The 14,473-nt window shown below is 62.6% G+C and carries 17 protein-coding genes and 1 tRNA gene; 11 read left to right on the forward strand and 7 right to left on the reverse strand.

Translation table 11 applies throughout. The features are described from left to right. Window positions 1-24: 24 nt before the first annotated feature. Window positions 25-429 (reverse strand): response regulator, encoded by a 405-nt coding sequence (locus V4T21_RS00660; protein WP_332711633.1) that lies wholly within the window; start codon window positions 427-429, stop codon window positions 25-27. Window positions 430-444: 15 nt separating this feature from the next. Next, on the reverse strand, window positions 445-1,266 hold the full coding sequence (locus tag V4T21_RS00665; protein ID WP_332711636.1) for a zinc-ribbon domain-containing protein: 822 nt from the start codon (window positions 1,264-1,266) through the stop codon (window positions 445-447). A gap of 222 nt (window positions 1,267-1,488) precedes the next feature. Here V4T21_RS00665 and ftsE point away from each other — a divergent pair, with 222 nt between their 5' ends. The 6 genes from ftsE to V4T21_RS00695 all read left to right on the forward strand — a co-directional run bounded on the left by ftsE (window position 1,489) and on the right by V4T21_RS00695 (window position 6,984). Continuing rightward, complete coding sequence (gene ftsE, locus V4T21_RS00670) at window positions 1,489-2,148, forward strand: cell division ATP-binding protein FtsE (protein ID WP_332711639.1); 660 nt, start codon at window positions 1,489-1,491, stop codon at window positions 2,146-2,148. Continuing rightward, entirely contained in the window at window positions 2,141-3,061 is a 921-nt protein-coding gene (locus V4T21_RS00675) for a cell division protein FtsX (RefSeq protein WP_332711642.1), read from the forward strand. The genes ftsE and V4T21_RS00675 overlap by 8 nt, the downstream gene beginning before the upstream one ends. A 22-nt stretch (window positions 3,062-3,083) precedes the next feature. Next, a complete protein-coding gene (locus V4T21_RS00680) occupies window positions 3,084-3,896 on the forward strand; it encodes a lysophospholipid acyltransferase family protein (protein ID WP_332711644.1) in 813 nt (270 codons plus the stop codon). Window positions 3,897-4,097: 201 nt separating this feature from the next. After that, window positions 4,098-4,442: a hypothetical protein gene (locus V4T21_RS00685; protein WP_332711647.1), complete on the forward strand. Its 345-nt coding sequence runs from the start codon at window positions 4,098-4,100 to the stop codon at window positions 4,440-4,442. Between the two features lie 113 nt (window positions 4,443-4,555). Next, complete coding sequence (locus V4T21_RS00690; RefSeq protein ID WP_332711649.1) at window positions 4,556-5,755, forward strand: endonuclease/exonuclease/phosphatase family protein; 1,200 nt, start codon at window positions 4,556-4,558, stop codon at window positions 5,753-5,755. A gap of 218 nt (window positions 5,756-5,973) precedes the next feature. Further along, window positions 5,974-6,984, forward strand: a complete 1,011-nt coding sequence (locus V4T21_RS00695; RefSeq protein ID WP_332711651.1) for a hypothetical protein — start codon at window positions 5,974-5,976, stop codon at window positions 6,982-6,984. A gap of 142 nt (window positions 6,985-7,126) precedes the next feature. Here the strand turns inward: V4T21_RS00695 and V4T21_RS00700 are convergent, their stop codons facing one another. Next, window positions 7,127-7,726: a CGNR zinc finger domain-containing protein gene (locus V4T21_RS00700; RefSeq protein WP_332711654.1), complete on the reverse strand. Its 600-nt coding sequence runs from the start codon at window positions 7,724-7,726 to the stop codon at window positions 7,127-7,129. A 98-nt stretch (window positions 7,727-7,824) separates the two neighbouring features. Between V4T21_RS00700 and V4T21_RS00705 the strand changes: the two genes are divergently transcribed. Continuing rightward, complete coding sequence (locus V4T21_RS00705) at window positions 7,825-8,712, forward strand: alpha/beta fold hydrolase (RefSeq protein ID WP_332711656.1); 888 nt, start codon at window positions 7,825-7,827, stop codon at window positions 8,710-8,712. A gap of 37 nt (window positions 8,713-8,749) precedes the next feature. Here V4T21_RS00705 and V4T21_RS00710 read toward each other — a convergent pair whose 3' ends face one another. Genes V4T21_RS00710 through V4T21_RS00720 form a run of 3 tightly spaced genes read right to left on the reverse strand, consistent with a single transcriptional unit; the run spans window position 8,750 to window position 11,317 of the window. Then, on the reverse strand, window positions 8,750-9,103 hold the full coding sequence (locus tag V4T21_RS00710; protein WP_332711659.1) for an iron chaperone: 354 nt from the start codon (window positions 9,101-9,103) through the stop codon (window positions 8,750-8,752). Then, on the reverse strand, window positions 9,100-10,140 hold the full coding sequence (locus tag V4T21_RS00715) for a hypothetical protein (RefSeq protein WP_332711661.1): 1,041 nt from the start codon (window positions 10,138-10,140) through the stop codon (window positions 9,100-9,102). Before V4T21_RS00715 ends, V4T21_RS00710 begins: the two co-directional genes overlap by 4 nt. A gap of 10 nt (window positions 10,141-10,150) precedes the next feature. Next, window positions 10,151-11,317 carry an HlyD family secretion protein gene (locus V4T21_RS00720; protein ID WP_332711664.1) on the reverse strand — a complete coding sequence of 389 codons (1,167 nt, stop codon included), beginning with the start codon at window positions 11,315-11,317 and terminating at the stop codon, window positions 10,151-10,153. A 76-nt stretch (window positions 11,318-11,393) separates the two neighbouring features. Here V4T21_RS00720 and V4T21_RS00725 point away from each other — a divergent pair, with 76 nt between their 5' ends. From V4T21_RS00725 to V4T21_RS00740, 4 genes are all read left to right on the forward strand, one after another. After that, a complete protein-coding gene (locus tag V4T21_RS00725; protein ID WP_332711667.1) occupies window positions 11,394-11,873 on the forward strand; it encodes a MarR family winged helix-turn-helix transcriptional regulator in 480 nt (159 codons plus the stop codon). Window positions 11,874-12,025: 152 nt separating this feature from the next. Next, window positions 12,026-12,102, forward strand: a tRNA-Arg gene (locus tag V4T21_RS00730). Window positions 12,103-12,228: 126 nt separating this feature from the next. Beyond that, window positions 12,229-13,308 (forward strand): AI-2E family transporter, encoded by a 1,080-nt coding sequence (locus V4T21_RS00735; protein WP_332711669.1) that lies wholly within the window; start codon window positions 12,229-12,231, stop codon window positions 13,306-13,308. Between the two features lie 70 nt (window positions 13,309-13,378). Beyond that, window positions 13,379-13,534 carry a hypothetical protein gene (locus tag V4T21_RS00740; protein WP_332711672.1) on the forward strand — a complete coding sequence of 52 codons (156 nt, stop codon included), beginning with the start codon at window positions 13,379-13,381 and terminating at the stop codon, window positions 13,532-13,534. 52 nt (window positions 13,535-13,586) lie between these two features. Here V4T21_RS00740 and gloB read toward each other — a convergent pair whose 3' ends face one another. Further along, window positions 13,587-14,351 (reverse strand): hydroxyacylglutathione hydrolase, encoded by a 765-nt coding sequence (gene gloB, locus V4T21_RS00745; protein ID WP_332711674.1) that lies wholly within the window; start codon window positions 14,349-14,351, stop codon window positions 13,587-13,589. Window positions 14,352-14,473 lie beyond the last annotated feature (122 nt).

The raw sequence follows: 14,473 nt of genomic DNA on the forward strand, positions 1-14,473 counted from the left end.
AATGGCAAACTTTGTCAATCTGGCTTACAGCGCCGACCGTGCCAGGGGGATGATTTCGGCGGGGCGGCCGGACAGGGCGTCGGAGACTTTTTCGACGAGCTGGGCGAGGGAAAAGGGCTTGCCCAGGACGTCGTAAATCAAGGCGTCGAGCCCGTGGGCGCGTTCGCGCTGGTCGGCGAAGCCGGTCATCAAGAGGATGGTGAGGTCGGGATATTGCGACTTGACCGCGAGCGCCAGACCGATGCCGTCCATGACCGGCATCTTGATGTCGGAAACCAGGAGATCGAAACGCCCTTCCTCCTCGGTGGCGATTTCGAGCGCCAGCCCGCCATCGGAGGCTTCGATCACCTCATGGCCCGACATCTGCAGGGCGCGGACCACGAAAGCGCGGACATTGTCATCGTCTTCGGCCACCAGAATGCGTGCCATGGCTTGTGCGCCCTCTTATTGTGTCGTGCCCGCGCCGGCCCCGTTGCGGCCGTCCACAAAGCTCAGTCTAACATTGGTTACGCCCTGCGGCGGGGCGGTCAGTTGCGTATCGATCGCCAGCACGTCGCCGGGCAGGATGTTGCGAGCGGCCGGGGTCACCGTCCATTCGTAGATCACCGTGCCGGACGCGTTCAAAAGGCTTACGAGCACCGACGGCACATAGGCTAATTGATTCGTTATGTTGGAAATCTTAGCGTTGACGATGATGACGCTGGTTCCGTCGCGCGTGGTTCGCAAAGTGTTAATGTCGGTAAAGTCGAGCCCGACCACATTTGTTCCAAGGCCCACAAGGCGATAGAGGCCGTCGAGCTGGGGGAAGGCCGATACGATTTCGGTGCGCAGGGTGATCGCGCCGGCGACTAGCCCGACGAGCGCTAGGGCGATGGTTACCCGGAAGGCGCGGCGGAAGCGGGCGATGGGGAGCTTGGCCAGCATGCCCCGGCGGCGGCGGGCAAGGGCCTCCAGGCGCGCGCTGTTGCCGGCCCGGTCGAGGGGCGCGGGGGCGGGCGGGGAGGGCTCGACCGGCTCGGCGCGCAGGAAAGCTTCGTCGAGAAGGGCTTCCTCGTCCTCGGAAAAAGATATGTCCCTGTCGGACCGAAAGGCGAGTTCGTCATCGGTCGGTTCGGGGTCGGGCTCGGGGGCGAGGGGCCGGGGAAAGGTCGGGGTCGCGTACCAGAGCTCGGAACACGCGGCGCACTGGACCTGCCGGCCCGCCGCGCTCAGCGCGTCGGACGCCACCTTGTAGCGCGTGTGGCAATTTGGGCAGGTGATGATCACGCGCTTTGGCCGGACCGTGGGGTTGATCTTGACGGGGAGACCCTAGGGCTGTGGGGTTAAAACTCTTGAAACGGGGCCTTGATGCCGCCACGAGGATTTGATGGCTGATCGCCGGTCCACAGAAACGCTGCGATGATCGCAGTGGCCGGGTCGCGTTCCCGAACCCAAAAGTGGTATCCACTTTTGCTGGAAACGCCTTAGTGATTCGCGGAGAAAAGCGGTTTGATCGCGTTCGAAAATGTGGGGCTCAGATATGGCCACGGTCCGGAAATCCTCAAGGACCTGACCTTTTCGATCTCGCCGGGTTCCTTCCATTTCCTCACCGGTCCCTCGGGATCGGGCAAGACATCGCTGTTGCGGCTGCTGCTGCTGTCGCTCAAACCGACGCGCGGATCGGTCTCGATGTTCGGCGAGGACGTGACGGCGCTCGACCGCGACCGGCTGTTGCAGATGCGGCGCCATATCGGCATCGTGTTCCAGGAATTCCGCCTGCTCGATCATCTGACGACGTTCGAGAACGTGGCGCTGCCGCTGCGGGTGCGCGGGCAGACCGAGGCCAGCTATCGCTCCAATGTGGAGGAATTGCTCGACTGGGTGGGGCTGGGCGACCGCATGGAGGCTCAGCCGGCGGTGCTTTCGGGCGGGGAAAAGCAGCGCGCGGCGATCGCGCGGGCGGTGATCGGCAACCCCGATATCCTGCTGGCGGACGAGCCGACGGGCAATGTGGACCCCGAGCTTTCCGAAAGGCTGCTGCATCTGTTCGAGGAGCTCAACCGCATGGGGACGACCATCATCCTTGCGACGCACGAAGTGCAGCTTCTGGAAAAGTTCGACTATCCGCGCATGCTTTTGAACGACGGGGAGCTGACCATCCATGAGTGAGGGGATCAAGCTCCGCTTTCCGCGGCCCAACCCGATCGTGCCGGCCCAATCGGTGGCCGGGCGCACGCTGATGCTGTTGATCGGCATCATGACGTTTTTGTCCTGCGTCACCTTCGGGGGCGTGCTGCTGGTGCAAAAATCGGCGATGGGGTGGTCGGCGGAAGTGGGGCGCGAGCTCACCATCCAGATCCGCCCGCTCGATGGGGAGGTGATCGAATCCAATCTGCGGCTCGCCGTGTCGCTATCGGAAGCCGTGCCGGGGGTGGCGAGCGCGCGGGTGCTCTCGATCGAGGAGAGCGAAGCGCTGCTCGAACCCTGGCTGGGGCCGGGGCTGGACCTTTCGGACCTTTCGGTGCCCCGGCTGGTGATCGTTCAGCTTTCCGACCCCAATGCCGCCGATATCGCGCGGCTGGAAAACGAGATCGCCGCCATTCCCGGAGCGACGCTGGAAACCCACGCCGCCTGGCGGGTTCAGCTCAACACAATGGCCGGGACCATCGTGGTTTCGGGGATATTGGTGCTGGGGCTGATCCTGGTTGCGACAGCGCTCGCCATCGTTTTCGCGACGCGGGGGACGATGTCGACCAATCGCGAGATCGTCGACGTTCTCCATTTCATCGGGGCTTCGAACCGGTTCATCGCCGGGGAGTTCCAGGGGCGGTTCCTGCTGCTCGGGCTCAAGGGCGGAATCGTGGGGGGGCTGGCGGCCATCGTCTTTTTCATTGTTTCGGGGATGGCGATGAGCACCGTCGTGCCCGAGCAATCGAGCGCGCAACTGGGCATATTGTTCGGCCAGTTCGCACTGGGGATTTCGGGCATTCTGGGGATCGTGGGCGTGGTGCTGGTGATCGCGGGGCTGACGGCGATCACCTCGCGGTTGACGGTGAGACGCTTCCTCAGCCAGATATCCTGATCGTCCGGAGAGGACCCGCATCATGATCCTCCAGGCCATCCGTTCGCTGGTCTTTTATCTGGTGTTTTTCATCCACACGATCCCGCTGGCGATCGTGGTGGGGTTGATGGCCAAGCTGACGCCAAATCTCAAGCAGGCGGGCTGGGGCATCGCGCAATACTGGAACAGCGCGAATTTGTTTTTCCTGCGCTGGATCGTGGGCATCCGCACCCATGTGACCGGGACCGAGAACATCCCCCAGGGTGGGGCGATCATCGGGTCCAAGCACCAGTCGGACTGGGATATCTTCGCCATCCTCCCCCATGTGGGCCATCCCGCCTTCATCGCCAAAAAGGAACTGCTCGACATTCCGCTGTTCGGCTGGGCGGCCAAATGGATCGATACCATTCCGGTGGACCGCAAGAAGGGCAAGGAGGCACTGCCGGCCATGATGGAGCACGCCAGGGGCGCGCTCGAACGCGGCTGTCGGGTGATCATCTTTCCCGAGGGCACGCGCCGCGCACCACTCGACGAGCCGGTCTATCGCAATGGTATCGTGAGGATGTATCTGGCGCTCGGCGTGCCGGTGGTGCCGGTGGCGCTGACTTCGGGGCTCTATTGGGGACGCAACAGCCTTGTTTTGTGGCCGGGCACGGCGCGGGCGAAATTTCTCGAGCCGATCCTGCCGGGGCTGTCGGGGGATGAATTCTTAAAGACGCTGATCGCGCGGATCGAGGCGGAAACCAACCGCATGGTGCTTGAGGACGCGCGCAAGGGATTGGCGCGGCCGATATCGCCCAGGCTGCGGGAACGGCTCAATGCGCTGGAAGCCGAAATCGGCGATGAAACACGATAGATGGTGTTTTTGACGGCTCAATATACAACATATTGACAAAACCCTCGGGCAGTGAGACAAAAATACGCGACGGCGGGTTGACAGTGGGCGTCCGTTTGTTCTAATTTTGTTCTTATTGTTCAAGCCGGTTGACGATGCCGTGGGATGCGGGATCGCGTGGCGGGCGCGGGCACAATTGCAGGCCGTTTGACGAGGGTGGCCATGATCGGGTTCAAGAGCATTGTGGATGCGGGCGAGAGCGAAGCGTCCGCCCTGTTGTGGACGGGGCGTTCGGGGCGACGCTATCGGATGACGCTGGTGGGCGAGGCCGGCGCGGCGATGGCGCCCGAAACGCTCTATGCACTCGAAGACGAGGGTGTGATCGGCTGGGCGGGGACCGCAGAGGATCTGATCGGCGACCACGCGTCGCGCGCGCGGTTCCGGCGGCTGAGCGCGCTTGGGGCGCGGCTTTTTTCGCTGGTCACGCCCGCCGATCCGCTGACGATGATGACGCTTGTCTGGGATCTCGAAGGCAGCCGGCATTATGCGGGGCGCAGCGCGGCATAGGGGCCTGCGCGGCGAGCCGTGGCGGGGTCGGGCGTGTCATATATCCGTCTTTGAAAGCCGCCAAAGTCGGCCCAAGGCGCGGCAAAGGCCGGCGCGATAATGGAGGCCGGACGATGACGACGATCGCGAAAACCTATATTGCCCTGGCTTTGGCGATCGGCGCCGGACCGCTCGCCGCACAGGAAGCGCCGCAGGACGGATCGGTGCGGATCGCGACGTTCAATGCCTCTCTCAACCGGGGCGAGGAAGGCCAGCTTGCCGTGGACCTTTCCGATCCTTCGGCGATCCAGCCGGCTCGCGTTGCCGAAATCATCCAGCGGGTCAATCCCGACGTCATCCTCATCAACGAGTTCGACTATGACGAGGCCGGGGAATCGGTCTCGCTGTTCATGGAGAATTTTCTGAGCCAGGGCCAGAACGGGGCCGAGCCCTGGGTGCCGGCGGGGTGGTTCAGCGCGCCGGTCAATACCGGCGTTCCCACCGGGCTCGACCTCAATGGGGACGGGGAGACCGACGGTCCGGACGACGCCTTCGGGTTCGGCATGTTCCCCGGCCAGTACGGCATGGTCGTGCTTTCGAAATTCCCGATCCTCGAGGACGAGGCGCGCACGTTCCAGAACTTCCTCTGGCGCGACATGCCGGACGCCCGGCTGCCGGTCGATCCGGAAACCGAGGCCTCCTATTACAGCGACGAGGTGCTGGAGGTTTTCCGGCTGTCGTCCAAGAGCCATTGGGACGTGCCCGTCGATATCGACGGACAGACGATCCATATTCTGGCCAGCCATCCGACCCCGCCGGTGTTCGACGGGCCGGAAGACCGCAACGGCACGCGCAATGCCGATGAAGTGCGGTTCTGGATCGATTACGTGGCCGGTGCAAATTACATGGCCGACGATGCGGGCGCGACGGGCGGGCTTGCAGCGGACGCGCCCTTCGTGATCGTCGGCGATCTCAATCTCGACCAGAACGATGGCGACGGCATCCGCGAGGTCGGCGCGGCGCTTCTGGCGTCCGAACGGGTGCAGGACCCCGAGCCCAGGAGCGAGGGCGGACCCGAGGATTCGGAGGCCGATGGCGGCACCAATCTCGACCACACCGGCGATCCGGCGCTCGACACGGCGGACTTCTTCGACGGCGAGGGCGGCTCGGGCAATATGCGGGCCGACTATGTGTTGCCCTCGAGCGAACTGACGGTGACCGGCGCGGGCATCTTCTGGCCGACCCAGGCCGATCCGCTCGCCGAACTCCTGGGCGAAGAGGATGCCCAGACGTCCGATCACCGGCTGGTGTGGGTCGATATCGCACTGCCGTAGGAGTTCGGCGGCTTACGGGAAACGGGAGCGGAGGGTGCTGACGCCCGCGTGGCAAGGCTCGCCTTGGCATGGGCGCAAATGACTGCTTCCCAATCCCATTTCAGCCGTTCGACCACGTTGCTCTTCGCACCGAAACCAGTCATTGCTCCGAGTTGGTGCTGATCGGCTCATTGCCAACGCATAAGTGCAATGGGCAGATTAAAGGGAGACGGCGAGCCGTGAAGAAATGGACCCTTGGCAGCGCGCAGGTTTTGGCCCTCGCCGCTCTTTGTGCCATTAGTGCGGAGCTATTGGCCGCATACTCCGACAGCACTGGCGATATTGGTGCCGTTCTTTTCAACTTGATCTTCTTCATGGCGCTTTACGGGGCGCCTGCCTTGCTCATTCGCGAGTTGGCGCGGCGCCTGGGATGGGGTTGGCCTTCCCTTTTACTTCTCAGCGCCGCTCTCGGAATTCTCCAGGCCTGCATCATCGATCAGTCTATGTTTGCGGACCAGTATGGCGGATATGCAGGCTGGGAAGAGAGCAGGTCGGCAACCTTGATCGTGCCATTCGGCATCAGCGCCTACAACGCCTACAATTTCATCATCGGCCATATTATCTTCAGCTTCGCCGGGCCGATTGCAATAGCGGAAGCTTGGCGGCCCAACCGTGCGCAAGCTCCGTGGCTGCGCCCCTTTGGAATGATCGTTGCCGCCATTTTCTATGTGGGCTCGTCCGCCCTGATCATGGCGGATCCGGGGTCGCAAAGCGCCTCTCAAGGCCAACTGGTGATTTCATGCATTCTTGTTGGAGCGTGCGTGGTCGGAGCTGCTGTTATCGGGAGCCGCGTGGAGAGCAGCCATTTGGCATCGGCCGAACAGGTGGACCCGCTTGTGTTGCTGCTGGTGACGTTCACTGTGGCCGTCGCCAGCATGTTTGCAGGAGAGGGCTGGTTAGGCGTGGCGGTGGGGCTGGGTTCGACGATTCTAATCGTGGCAATGGTTATCTGGAGGAGAATTCGATTTATCTGGACACCGGCGCACTATGCGGCTGTTGCACTCGGTTATCTGCTCAGTCGAGGTGTTTTGGCCTTCACTTATTTCCCGCTGCTGGGTGAGGTAGAGCCACTGCCCAAATACCTGCACAACGCAGCGATGTTGGCCATCGTGCTTGCTGCAGGTGCACTCGCGCTGAAACCTGGCCGTCCGGCAATGCATGCGGGCATGCCTGGCGAGCGAGCGCAATAAACAGCATGGCTAAAGCAAGCCAAGGCTGTCTGAACGGCTCAGTCGCCGAAAGCCGACTGTCCGCAATCCACCCCATAGCGGTCGTCCAGAAAGCCCCAGCTGATTTCTAAAATCGGACATTCGGTGCGACGGCAACCCCGAGCTATCGGTTCGAAGATACCCGATGTCGCGATGCTTTCTCTCGGTTCCCGCAGGTCTGCATGCTGCACCAGCGTCGCCTTCCACCGCGGGATGTATCCACGAACAGCCAGCCGCATCGTGGACAGGCGTGCAATCTCCGGCGGGGCAGGACAATGGAGGCTTCGACCGATATGGTCGCCAGGAAAGCGGCGATGCCTTTGGGATCGTCAAAATGCGCAATTTCGGGCGTCGCACTGGTCGCGCGTGGCCTCAGCCGATGTGTGGCGAAGCCTTCGGCTGCCTGCTCGAACAAAAGACCCAAGGCGTCCGATGCCGGCGGCTTTTCCGCAGCAAGCGCATCGAAAACCAGGAATGATGCCTCTCTCAGTTTCCGAACGTTCTCCAAAAATTCCGGGTCCAGGATAGCCGAAATCGCGTTTGCCTGAGCCCCGGTGGCCAGCCCTGCGAACTCGAGCCAGTTCCCGACATCCTGCGGCGCGTTCAACAGATCATTGTCGTCGGCCGGCATGTGCCGGGTGAAGACGGTGTTGGTGAGATCGATCGCCGGATTGCCACCTATGAAGTGCTCTGCCGTCCAGACGGTGGGCGATTTTTCAGGCATGGAACTTAACCGTATAAATTGCATTATGCGGTTACGTAACCGCTATAATCATGTTAAACGGTTTTCTGCTTTTTGACCAGCAGCACGAGAGAGGGGCCATGCGCGCGAGCAACGCAATCACCCATCACACGATCGATATCGATGGCGTTGATCTGTTTTACCGAACGGCAGGGCAGCGTGGCGCACCGGGGCTGCTGCTTTTGCATGGTCAGCCGTGCTCGTCGTTCTATTTCCGTAACGTGATCGGCCCGCTATCGGACGTGGCCCATGTCGTCGCCCCGGACCTGCCGGGCTTCGGCTTTACCGAAGCGCCCGAGGACTATCCGTACACCTTCGACGCCATGGCTGAAACCATGGACAAATTGCTGGCCGAAATCGGCATGGATCGGTTCTTTCTTTACGTTCATGATTTCGGCTCGCCTGTCGCCTACGCCCTGGCGCTGAAATATCCCGAACGTGTGCTGGGGCTGATCGTTCAAAACGGCAACGCTCATGAAGAGGGCCTTGGCGAGCCCTGGAATCTGGTGAAGTCCTATTGGGCCGATCCGACGCCCGAAAACCTGGCGAAAATGCCCGAATGGCTGAATTTTGAAGGCGTAAAGCATACCTATGTCGGCGATATCCCGGAGCGTCTGGTGCCGCTTGTGGCGCCGGATGGCTGGCATCTCGACTGGGAACGCATGAGCCAGCCAGGACGCATTGATATGCAGCTCCGCATTTTCGCCGATTACAGCGCTCATGCGGCCCGATTTGAGTCCTATGGCGCTTATCATCGCGACCATCAGCCTGCTGTACTGCTACTTTGGGGGCGTCACGACCCATACTACCAAATCGCAGAGGCCGAAGCCTATGCCAGGGATCTGGATCGGATCGACATGCACTTTTTCGACGGCACCCATCTGCTGCTGGAGACCCATCACGAGGAATGCGCGCGCATGATGCGTAAGTTCATTCTCGATGCGCAACGCGAGGAACAAGCATCCTGACGCACTCGGGTTCGGGCCGGGTTAGCCTTGGCAGGCGCTAGAAGCCCTTTTTGCTGCGCGAACTGATGGCCAGTTTCTCGACGAGTTCGTCGGTGATGGGTTTGCCCGCCGAAAAGGTGATGCCGGTTTTGGTCGCCTTGAGGTTCAAGGAGGCGATTTCGTCGGCGTGGGCGGCGATTGCGCCTGGATCGACATAGAGACCGCATTGTTTGCTGAAGGCGGCGTAGCCGGCGATGATCGTTTCTTCGATCTGAAATCCGGGCATATCGTATTTCATGACTTCTTCGGCGTCCGGGAGCGCCTTGGATAGCTGTGCGCGCAGCCGGCCCAACAGGGTGCGGAACTGCTCGGGTGCGGCGGCGATATAGGCGTCATGGCCATCTTGTGTCATTGGGGCAGTATGCCTTTTGCAACGTCCGGGCTCAAGGCCGGCACCAGAAGGTCGTCCAGGGCGCGGACGGCGAGGGCGGCGAGGAGGGTGCCCAGGATCGTGAGGCTGGCGCGTTGGATGAAGGCAAAGGCGGGGTCGGAGGTGGTAAGGGCGCTGCCGACCAAAGCGATCATGATTGCGGCGGCATCCTGATAGGCCATCGAGGGCAGGCGGCCGACCGACATCTTGTGGGCGAGCCAGAGGGTGGGCAGGAAAATCAGGCCGGCGAGCACGGCCAGATGGGCGCTGATCGAGAGCGCGCCCAGGACCAGCAGCGAGAGCGTGCCGCCCAGCAGCACCGAAAAGCTGCGTTGGGCGGCTTCGGCCCAGATGGAGCGGCGCGTGGAAAAGACCAGGACGAACATGCCGCCGATGGCGAGGATAACGTTGGAAAAATCGAGGATCGTGAACAGAAACAGGGTGTAGATCACCATCACCCCGGCGCGGATCAGGGCGCGGGGCACCCGGCCGGGCTCGGGGGCGGGGGTGTAGATATCGACGTTGAGCTCGCGGGTGCGCGGGGGGAGCAGGAGGTAAAGGAGCGGCGCGACGATCGCTACGCATAAGGCCGCCTTGGTCATTTCGGCGCGCATGAAGGTCATGGCCTGATAGGAGCCCAGGCCCATGATGGACATCAGCGCGGCGGCGACGATGAACAGCATGCCCATGGCGTTGCCCGTCGCCTGGATCAGGTAAAAGCCCAGGAAATAGATGAGCGCCATCACCGCGAGCAGGGCCAGGGGGATCTGGTAGAAGACCGCCACCACGCCAGACATCAGCCACAGCATCGCCGAAAAGGCGATGGGGGCGCCGAGCGCGCGGCGGGGATCGAACGCCTTGCGGTTGCTCGCGGTGAGCGAGAACATCAGGGTCGGGTAGATCATCATCATGGGCGAGCGCAGCACCATGCCCAGGACGAACCCGATCACCGGCATCAGCGCCAGGCGCACGGCAAACCAGGGGTCGTCCTCGATCAAGGGGCGGGGGGCGACGAACATGGACTGGGGCCTAATAGAGATAGGAAAGATAGGCGCCGGCGGTCTGGAGAGCCGAGGTGATCCAGGCGACGGGGTTGCCAGTTCCCATGGCGTAAACCGCGGCATTGGCTTTGGACCCCATGCGGACGTTTTGCGGCCAGGTTTCGGTGGCGGCCAATTCGATCTGGACGGGGATGGTGCGGGCGGGCTCGAACCAGCGGGTCGAGGCCTGGTTCTGGGGCAGGCCGTTGGCGGCGGTGCGGCCGGGATCGATGCCCCAGGCGATGCCGAGCACGCGGCCTTCGAACGTGCGGCCGGGAACCGCGTCGAAAACCACGCTGGCCGGATCGCCCACATCGATATTGGCCAATTGATTCTCGCGCATATCGACGACCACCCAGGGGGTGTGACCTTCGATAAAGGTGAGGGCCGGGGAGCCGGCATTGACGAACTGGCCGGCGGTGAGCTTGAGATTGGTGATGACCCCGTCATTGGGGGCGGTGACTGTGGCGAAATCGCGGTTGAGGCGGGCCTGGTCGAGCTGGATGCGGGCCGCTTCGACCTGGGGGTTGGGGCCGCCTGCCTCTCCGGTCTGGGTTCTGGCGCGGGCCAGTTCGGCCTGGGCGGCTTCGACGCTGGAATGGGCCGAGGCGAGCTGGGCGTCGGCGGCATCGAGCTGGGCCTGGGTGGCCAGGCCCCGATCGAACAGGGCGTGCGAGCGCTCGGTGTTTGCTTCGGTGTTTTCCAGCGTCACCTGCGCCTGGGCGAGCTGAGCCTGGGCCCCGGTGACCGAGAGCGAGCTGGCCTGGGCACCCAGCTCGGCCTGGAGCAAGGCCACTTCGGCCTGCCGCAGGGCGAGATCGAAGGGGGCGGGATCGAGAGCAAAGAGCGGATCGCCGGCAGAGACCGTCTGGTTGTCGGCGACATAGACCTCGACGACCTGGCCGGCGACACGCGGCGCGATCTGGGCGGAAAAGGCGGTGACCGAGCCGGTGGAACTTGTCGGCGCGAAAAGATCGCCCATGACGTGCCAGGCCAGAAGCCCCAGGATAACAAGGAGCGCGACGAGACCCACGCGGGGTGCGGCGCTGCGGGGCTTGCGCTGGGGCGTAGCCTCGGGGAGAGCTTCGGCCGGGGTGGCGGGAACGTCCTCGGGCACGGGCAGGCGAGTGCTGATCTGGGCGGCGGCGGTCGACAAACCGGACTCCATCATTGAAACGTGAAGGGCAAGAGATTATAGCTATGGGCAAGAATCTTAATGATGGAGATAAGTGATGCGCTTGCGTTCGTCAAGTGAAGGCACCGCGCGGGACCGGGATTCGTTTCGCATCGGGCTGGCGCTGCACGACATGGTGCAAAGGATGGTGACGGCGCGCGAGCGTGCGGCACGGGACGAAAACCTGCACCCCACCGATTTCGGGTGCCTGGGATTTCTCTACCGTGCGGGGCGGCCGGTGAGCCCCAAGGAGATCATCGCCTTCATGGGGCTGACCTCGGGGTCGGCGACGGCGCTGCTCGACCGGCTGGAAAAGGCCGGCTATGTGCACCGTATCCCCAATCCGGACGACCGCCGCTCGGTGCTGGTCAAGCTCGATGAGGCGCGGGCGGCGGTGGCGCTGGAGCGCTATCGCGAGATCGCCGAGACCTACAGGCAAGCGACCGACAGGCTGGGGGACGAGCAGATCGCCGTGATCGCCGATTTTCTCGAGCAGATGTCGGCGCTGGCCAAAAAGGCGGGCGAGGGGAAGGCCTAGGGTCAATCGATATTCAGTTAAAAATGACGCCAATAGCCTCGCTGGCTGTGGATAGGCTGCTGCTGGACCCCGGGAATAAATCCCGGGTGACAGGGGTGGGAGCGCGCGTCCTGTTTTCTTTTGCGTTGCGATTTGGTAAGCGAAGTTCGCGTGGTCCCGTAGCTCAGCAGGATAGAGCATCAGATTCCTAATCTGAGGGTCACTGGTTCGAATCCAGTCGGGATCACCAGACTTTATCGCCGAAAATGGTCGAGGCTTTGCCTTCCGAAATGGCTATCGCTACGTCATCCGATAGCCGATGATCGGTTATATACCGGGCAGGCCGGTCCGGCCGGGAACCGGGGAAAGGTCATCGATGTCCAGGACAACAATCCAGACGTTCAGTTTCATCGCCCTTGTCGTGGTCATCACGGCCGCCTTTGTGTGGTTGTTGCTGCCCTTCTATGGCGCCATCCTGTGGGCGGTCATTCTGGCCATTCTGTTCAATCCCCTGCAGCGGCGGCTGGTGGTGAGGCTCGGCGGGCGACGCAATGTGGCGGCGGCGCTGAGCGTTTTGGCCTGCATCGCCATCGCCGTCATTCCCGCATCGCTGATCCTGGCATCGCTGGCCATCGAGGCCGCCAGCGTCTATCGCCGCATCAGCGCCAGCGAAGTGGACCTTTCCCAGATCGTGGCGCAGATCCAGGGGGTGATGCCCGATTTCATCCTCGATGCGCTCGCGGCGCTGAACCTGGGCAATCTTGCCGAGCTTCAGGAAAGGCTGTTGTCCCTGCTCTCGCAAACCAGCCAGATCCTGGCGGCGGGGGCGCTGGGGTTCGGGCAGGGCACCGTCCAGATTCTGATCAGCCTGGCCGTCATGCTCTATCTGTTGTTCTTCCTGTTCCGCGACGGCAAAGCGCTGGCCTATCGTGTTCGCAAGGCCATCCCGCTCGACGACCGGCGCACCGACCATATCGTGAGCAAGTTCGTGTCGGTCGTGAAGGCGACGGTGAGGGGCAATGTCGTTATCGCGGTGATCCAGGGTTCGCTGGGCGGGGTGACCTTCTGGCTGCTCGGCATCGAGGCTCCCCTTCTCTGGGGGGTGGTGATGGCGGTGCTGTCGCTGCTGCCGGCGGTCGGCGCCTTTCTGGTCTGGGCACCGTTCGCGGCCTATCTGCTGCTGACGGGGGAGTACACCAGAGGCATTATCCTTGTTGCCGTGGGGGCATTGGTGATCAGCACCATCGACAATCTGCTGCGGCCCGTTCTGGTGGGACGGGAAACCCGGTTGCCCGATTATGTGGTGCTGATTTCCACCCTGGGTGGGTTGTCGCTGATCGGCATGAACGGGTTCGTGCTCGGCCCGCTGATCGCCGCACTCTTTATCGCCGTCTGGTCGTTGTTTACCGACGACATACAACATCCCCTCGACGACACTCCGCCGGGCGGGGAATGACCGGGTGCGCGACGCTCGTGTTTTGGCGATCGGCGTGTTAAGCACGCCGCACCCCAACCCGGAGCCGCCCATGTCCGCCCCATCGCTCGCCAAGCTCACCCGTGCCATCGAGGAGCTCGAACGCACGGTGGCGGTCAATCGCTATTCCGATATCGAGCGGATTGCGCTCAAATCCGAGCTTGAAGCGCAGATCCAGCGGATCGACGAGTTGAGGCAGAGGCTGTAGCGCGGAGCGCTTGCCGCCTCAATCCGATCCCGGTTCGAGGCGGCGCTGGAAATCAGAAATTGTCCTTGGCTTTCCTGAGCGCGCCGAAGACCTGCCAGGCGGGAGCGCCGACCAGGTTCATGGCCCGGGCAAGGTCTGGCGTGTCTGCGCGCAGGAAGGGGTTGGCGGCCAATTCTTCGGAAAGGCGCGCGGGGATGGTGGGCTCGCCGGCATCGATCTGGCGCCGGGCTTCGTCGGCACGGGTTTTGAGCGCGGCGTTGTCGGGATCGACCGAGAGGGCGAATTTGGCGTTGGACAGCGTATATTCGTGTCCGCAATAGATTTTCGTTTCGCTGGGCAGGGCCTTGAGGCGTTCGAGACCGGCCCACATGGATTCGGCATCGCCCTCGAACATGCGGCCCACGCCGAGCGAAAAGAGCGCGTCGGCGGAAAACAGCGCTTTATCGGCTGGGGAAAAGAAGGCGATGTGGCCCAGCGTATGGCCGGGGACGTCGAACACTTCGAAGACGGTTTCGCCAAAGGTCACCGTATCGCCGCCGCCGACCAGAGTATCGAGGCCGGCGATCTTGCTCGCTTCCTCGCGGGGCCCGATGACATGGGCGTCGAAACGGCGTTTGAGCGGCGCAATGGCGTCGGTGTGGTCTGAATGGTGGTGGGTGATCAGGATATCGGTGAGCGTCCAGCCACGCTTTTCGAGCTCGGCGAGGATGGCGCCCTCTTCGGGGGCATCGATGGCGGCGACGCGGCCCGAGCCGGTGTCGCGGACCAGATATCCGAAATTGTCGCTAAGGGCGGGGAAAACGGCGATTTCGAGCATGACATGAGCCTCCGGATGATTTCGACGGCAAGTTAGGTCGGGGGGCAGCGCCATGCAAGGTTTGAGCTTGTTGGTCGTGTTATCGAACCGCAAAAGTGGTATCCACTTATCGCTGATAACAC

Origin of the sequence: Pelagibacterium mangrovi (genome assembly GCF_036662815.1) — a bacterium.
GTDB lineage: Bacteria > Pseudomonadota > Alphaproteobacteria > Rhizobiales > Devosiaceae > Pelagibacterium > Pelagibacterium mangrovi.

Coding starts and splice junctions, on each gene's coding strand:
- V4T21_RS00660 (WP_332711633.1), bottom strand. CDS start 429: ATGGCACGCATTCTGGTGGCCGAAGACGATGACAATGTCCGCGCTTTC.
- V4T21_RS00675 (WP_332711642.1), top strand. CDS start 2,141: ATGAGTGAGGGGATCAAGCTCCGCTTTCCGCGGCCCAACCCGATCGTG.
- V4T21_RS00680 (WP_332711644.1), top strand. CDS start 3,084: ATGATCCTCCAGGCCATCCGTTCGCTGGTCTTTTATCTGGTGTTTTTC.
- V4T21_RS00685 (WP_332711647.1), top strand. CDS start 4,098: ATGATCGGGTTCAAGAGCATTGTGGATGCGGGCGAGAGCGAAGCGTCC.
- V4T21_RS00690 (WP_332711649.1), top strand. CDS start 4,556: ATGACGACGATCGCGAAAACCTATATTGCCCTGGCTTTGGCGATCGGC.
- V4T21_RS00700 (WP_332711654.1), bottom strand. CDS start 7,726: ATGCCTGAAAAATCGCCCACCGTCTGGACGGCAGAGCACTTCATAGGT.
- V4T21_RS00705 (WP_332711656.1), top strand. CDS start 7,825: ATGCGCGCGAGCAACGCAATCACCCATCACACGATCGATATCGATGGC.
- V4T21_RS00710 (WP_332711659.1), bottom strand. CDS start 9,103: ATGACACAAGATGGCCATGACGCCTATATCGCCGCCGCACCCGAGCAG.
- V4T21_RS00715 (WP_332711661.1), bottom strand. CDS start 10,140: ATGTTCGTCGCCCCCCGCCCCTTGATCGAGGACGACCCCTGGTTTGCC.
- V4T21_RS00725 (WP_332711667.1), top strand. CDS start 11,394: ATGCGCTTGCGTTCGTCAAGTGAAGGCACCGCGCGGGACCGGGATTCG.
- V4T21_RS00735 (WP_332711669.1), top strand. CDS start 12,229: ATGTCCAGGACAACAATCCAGACGTTCAGTTTCATCGCCCTTGTCGTG.
- V4T21_RS00740 (WP_332711672.1), top strand. CDS start 13,379: ATGTCCGCCCCATCGCTCGCCAAGCTCACCCGTGCCATCGAGGAGCTC.
- gloB (WP_332711674.1), bottom strand. CDS start 14,351: ATGCTCGAAATCGCCGTTTTCCCCGCCCTTAGCGACAATTTCGGATAT.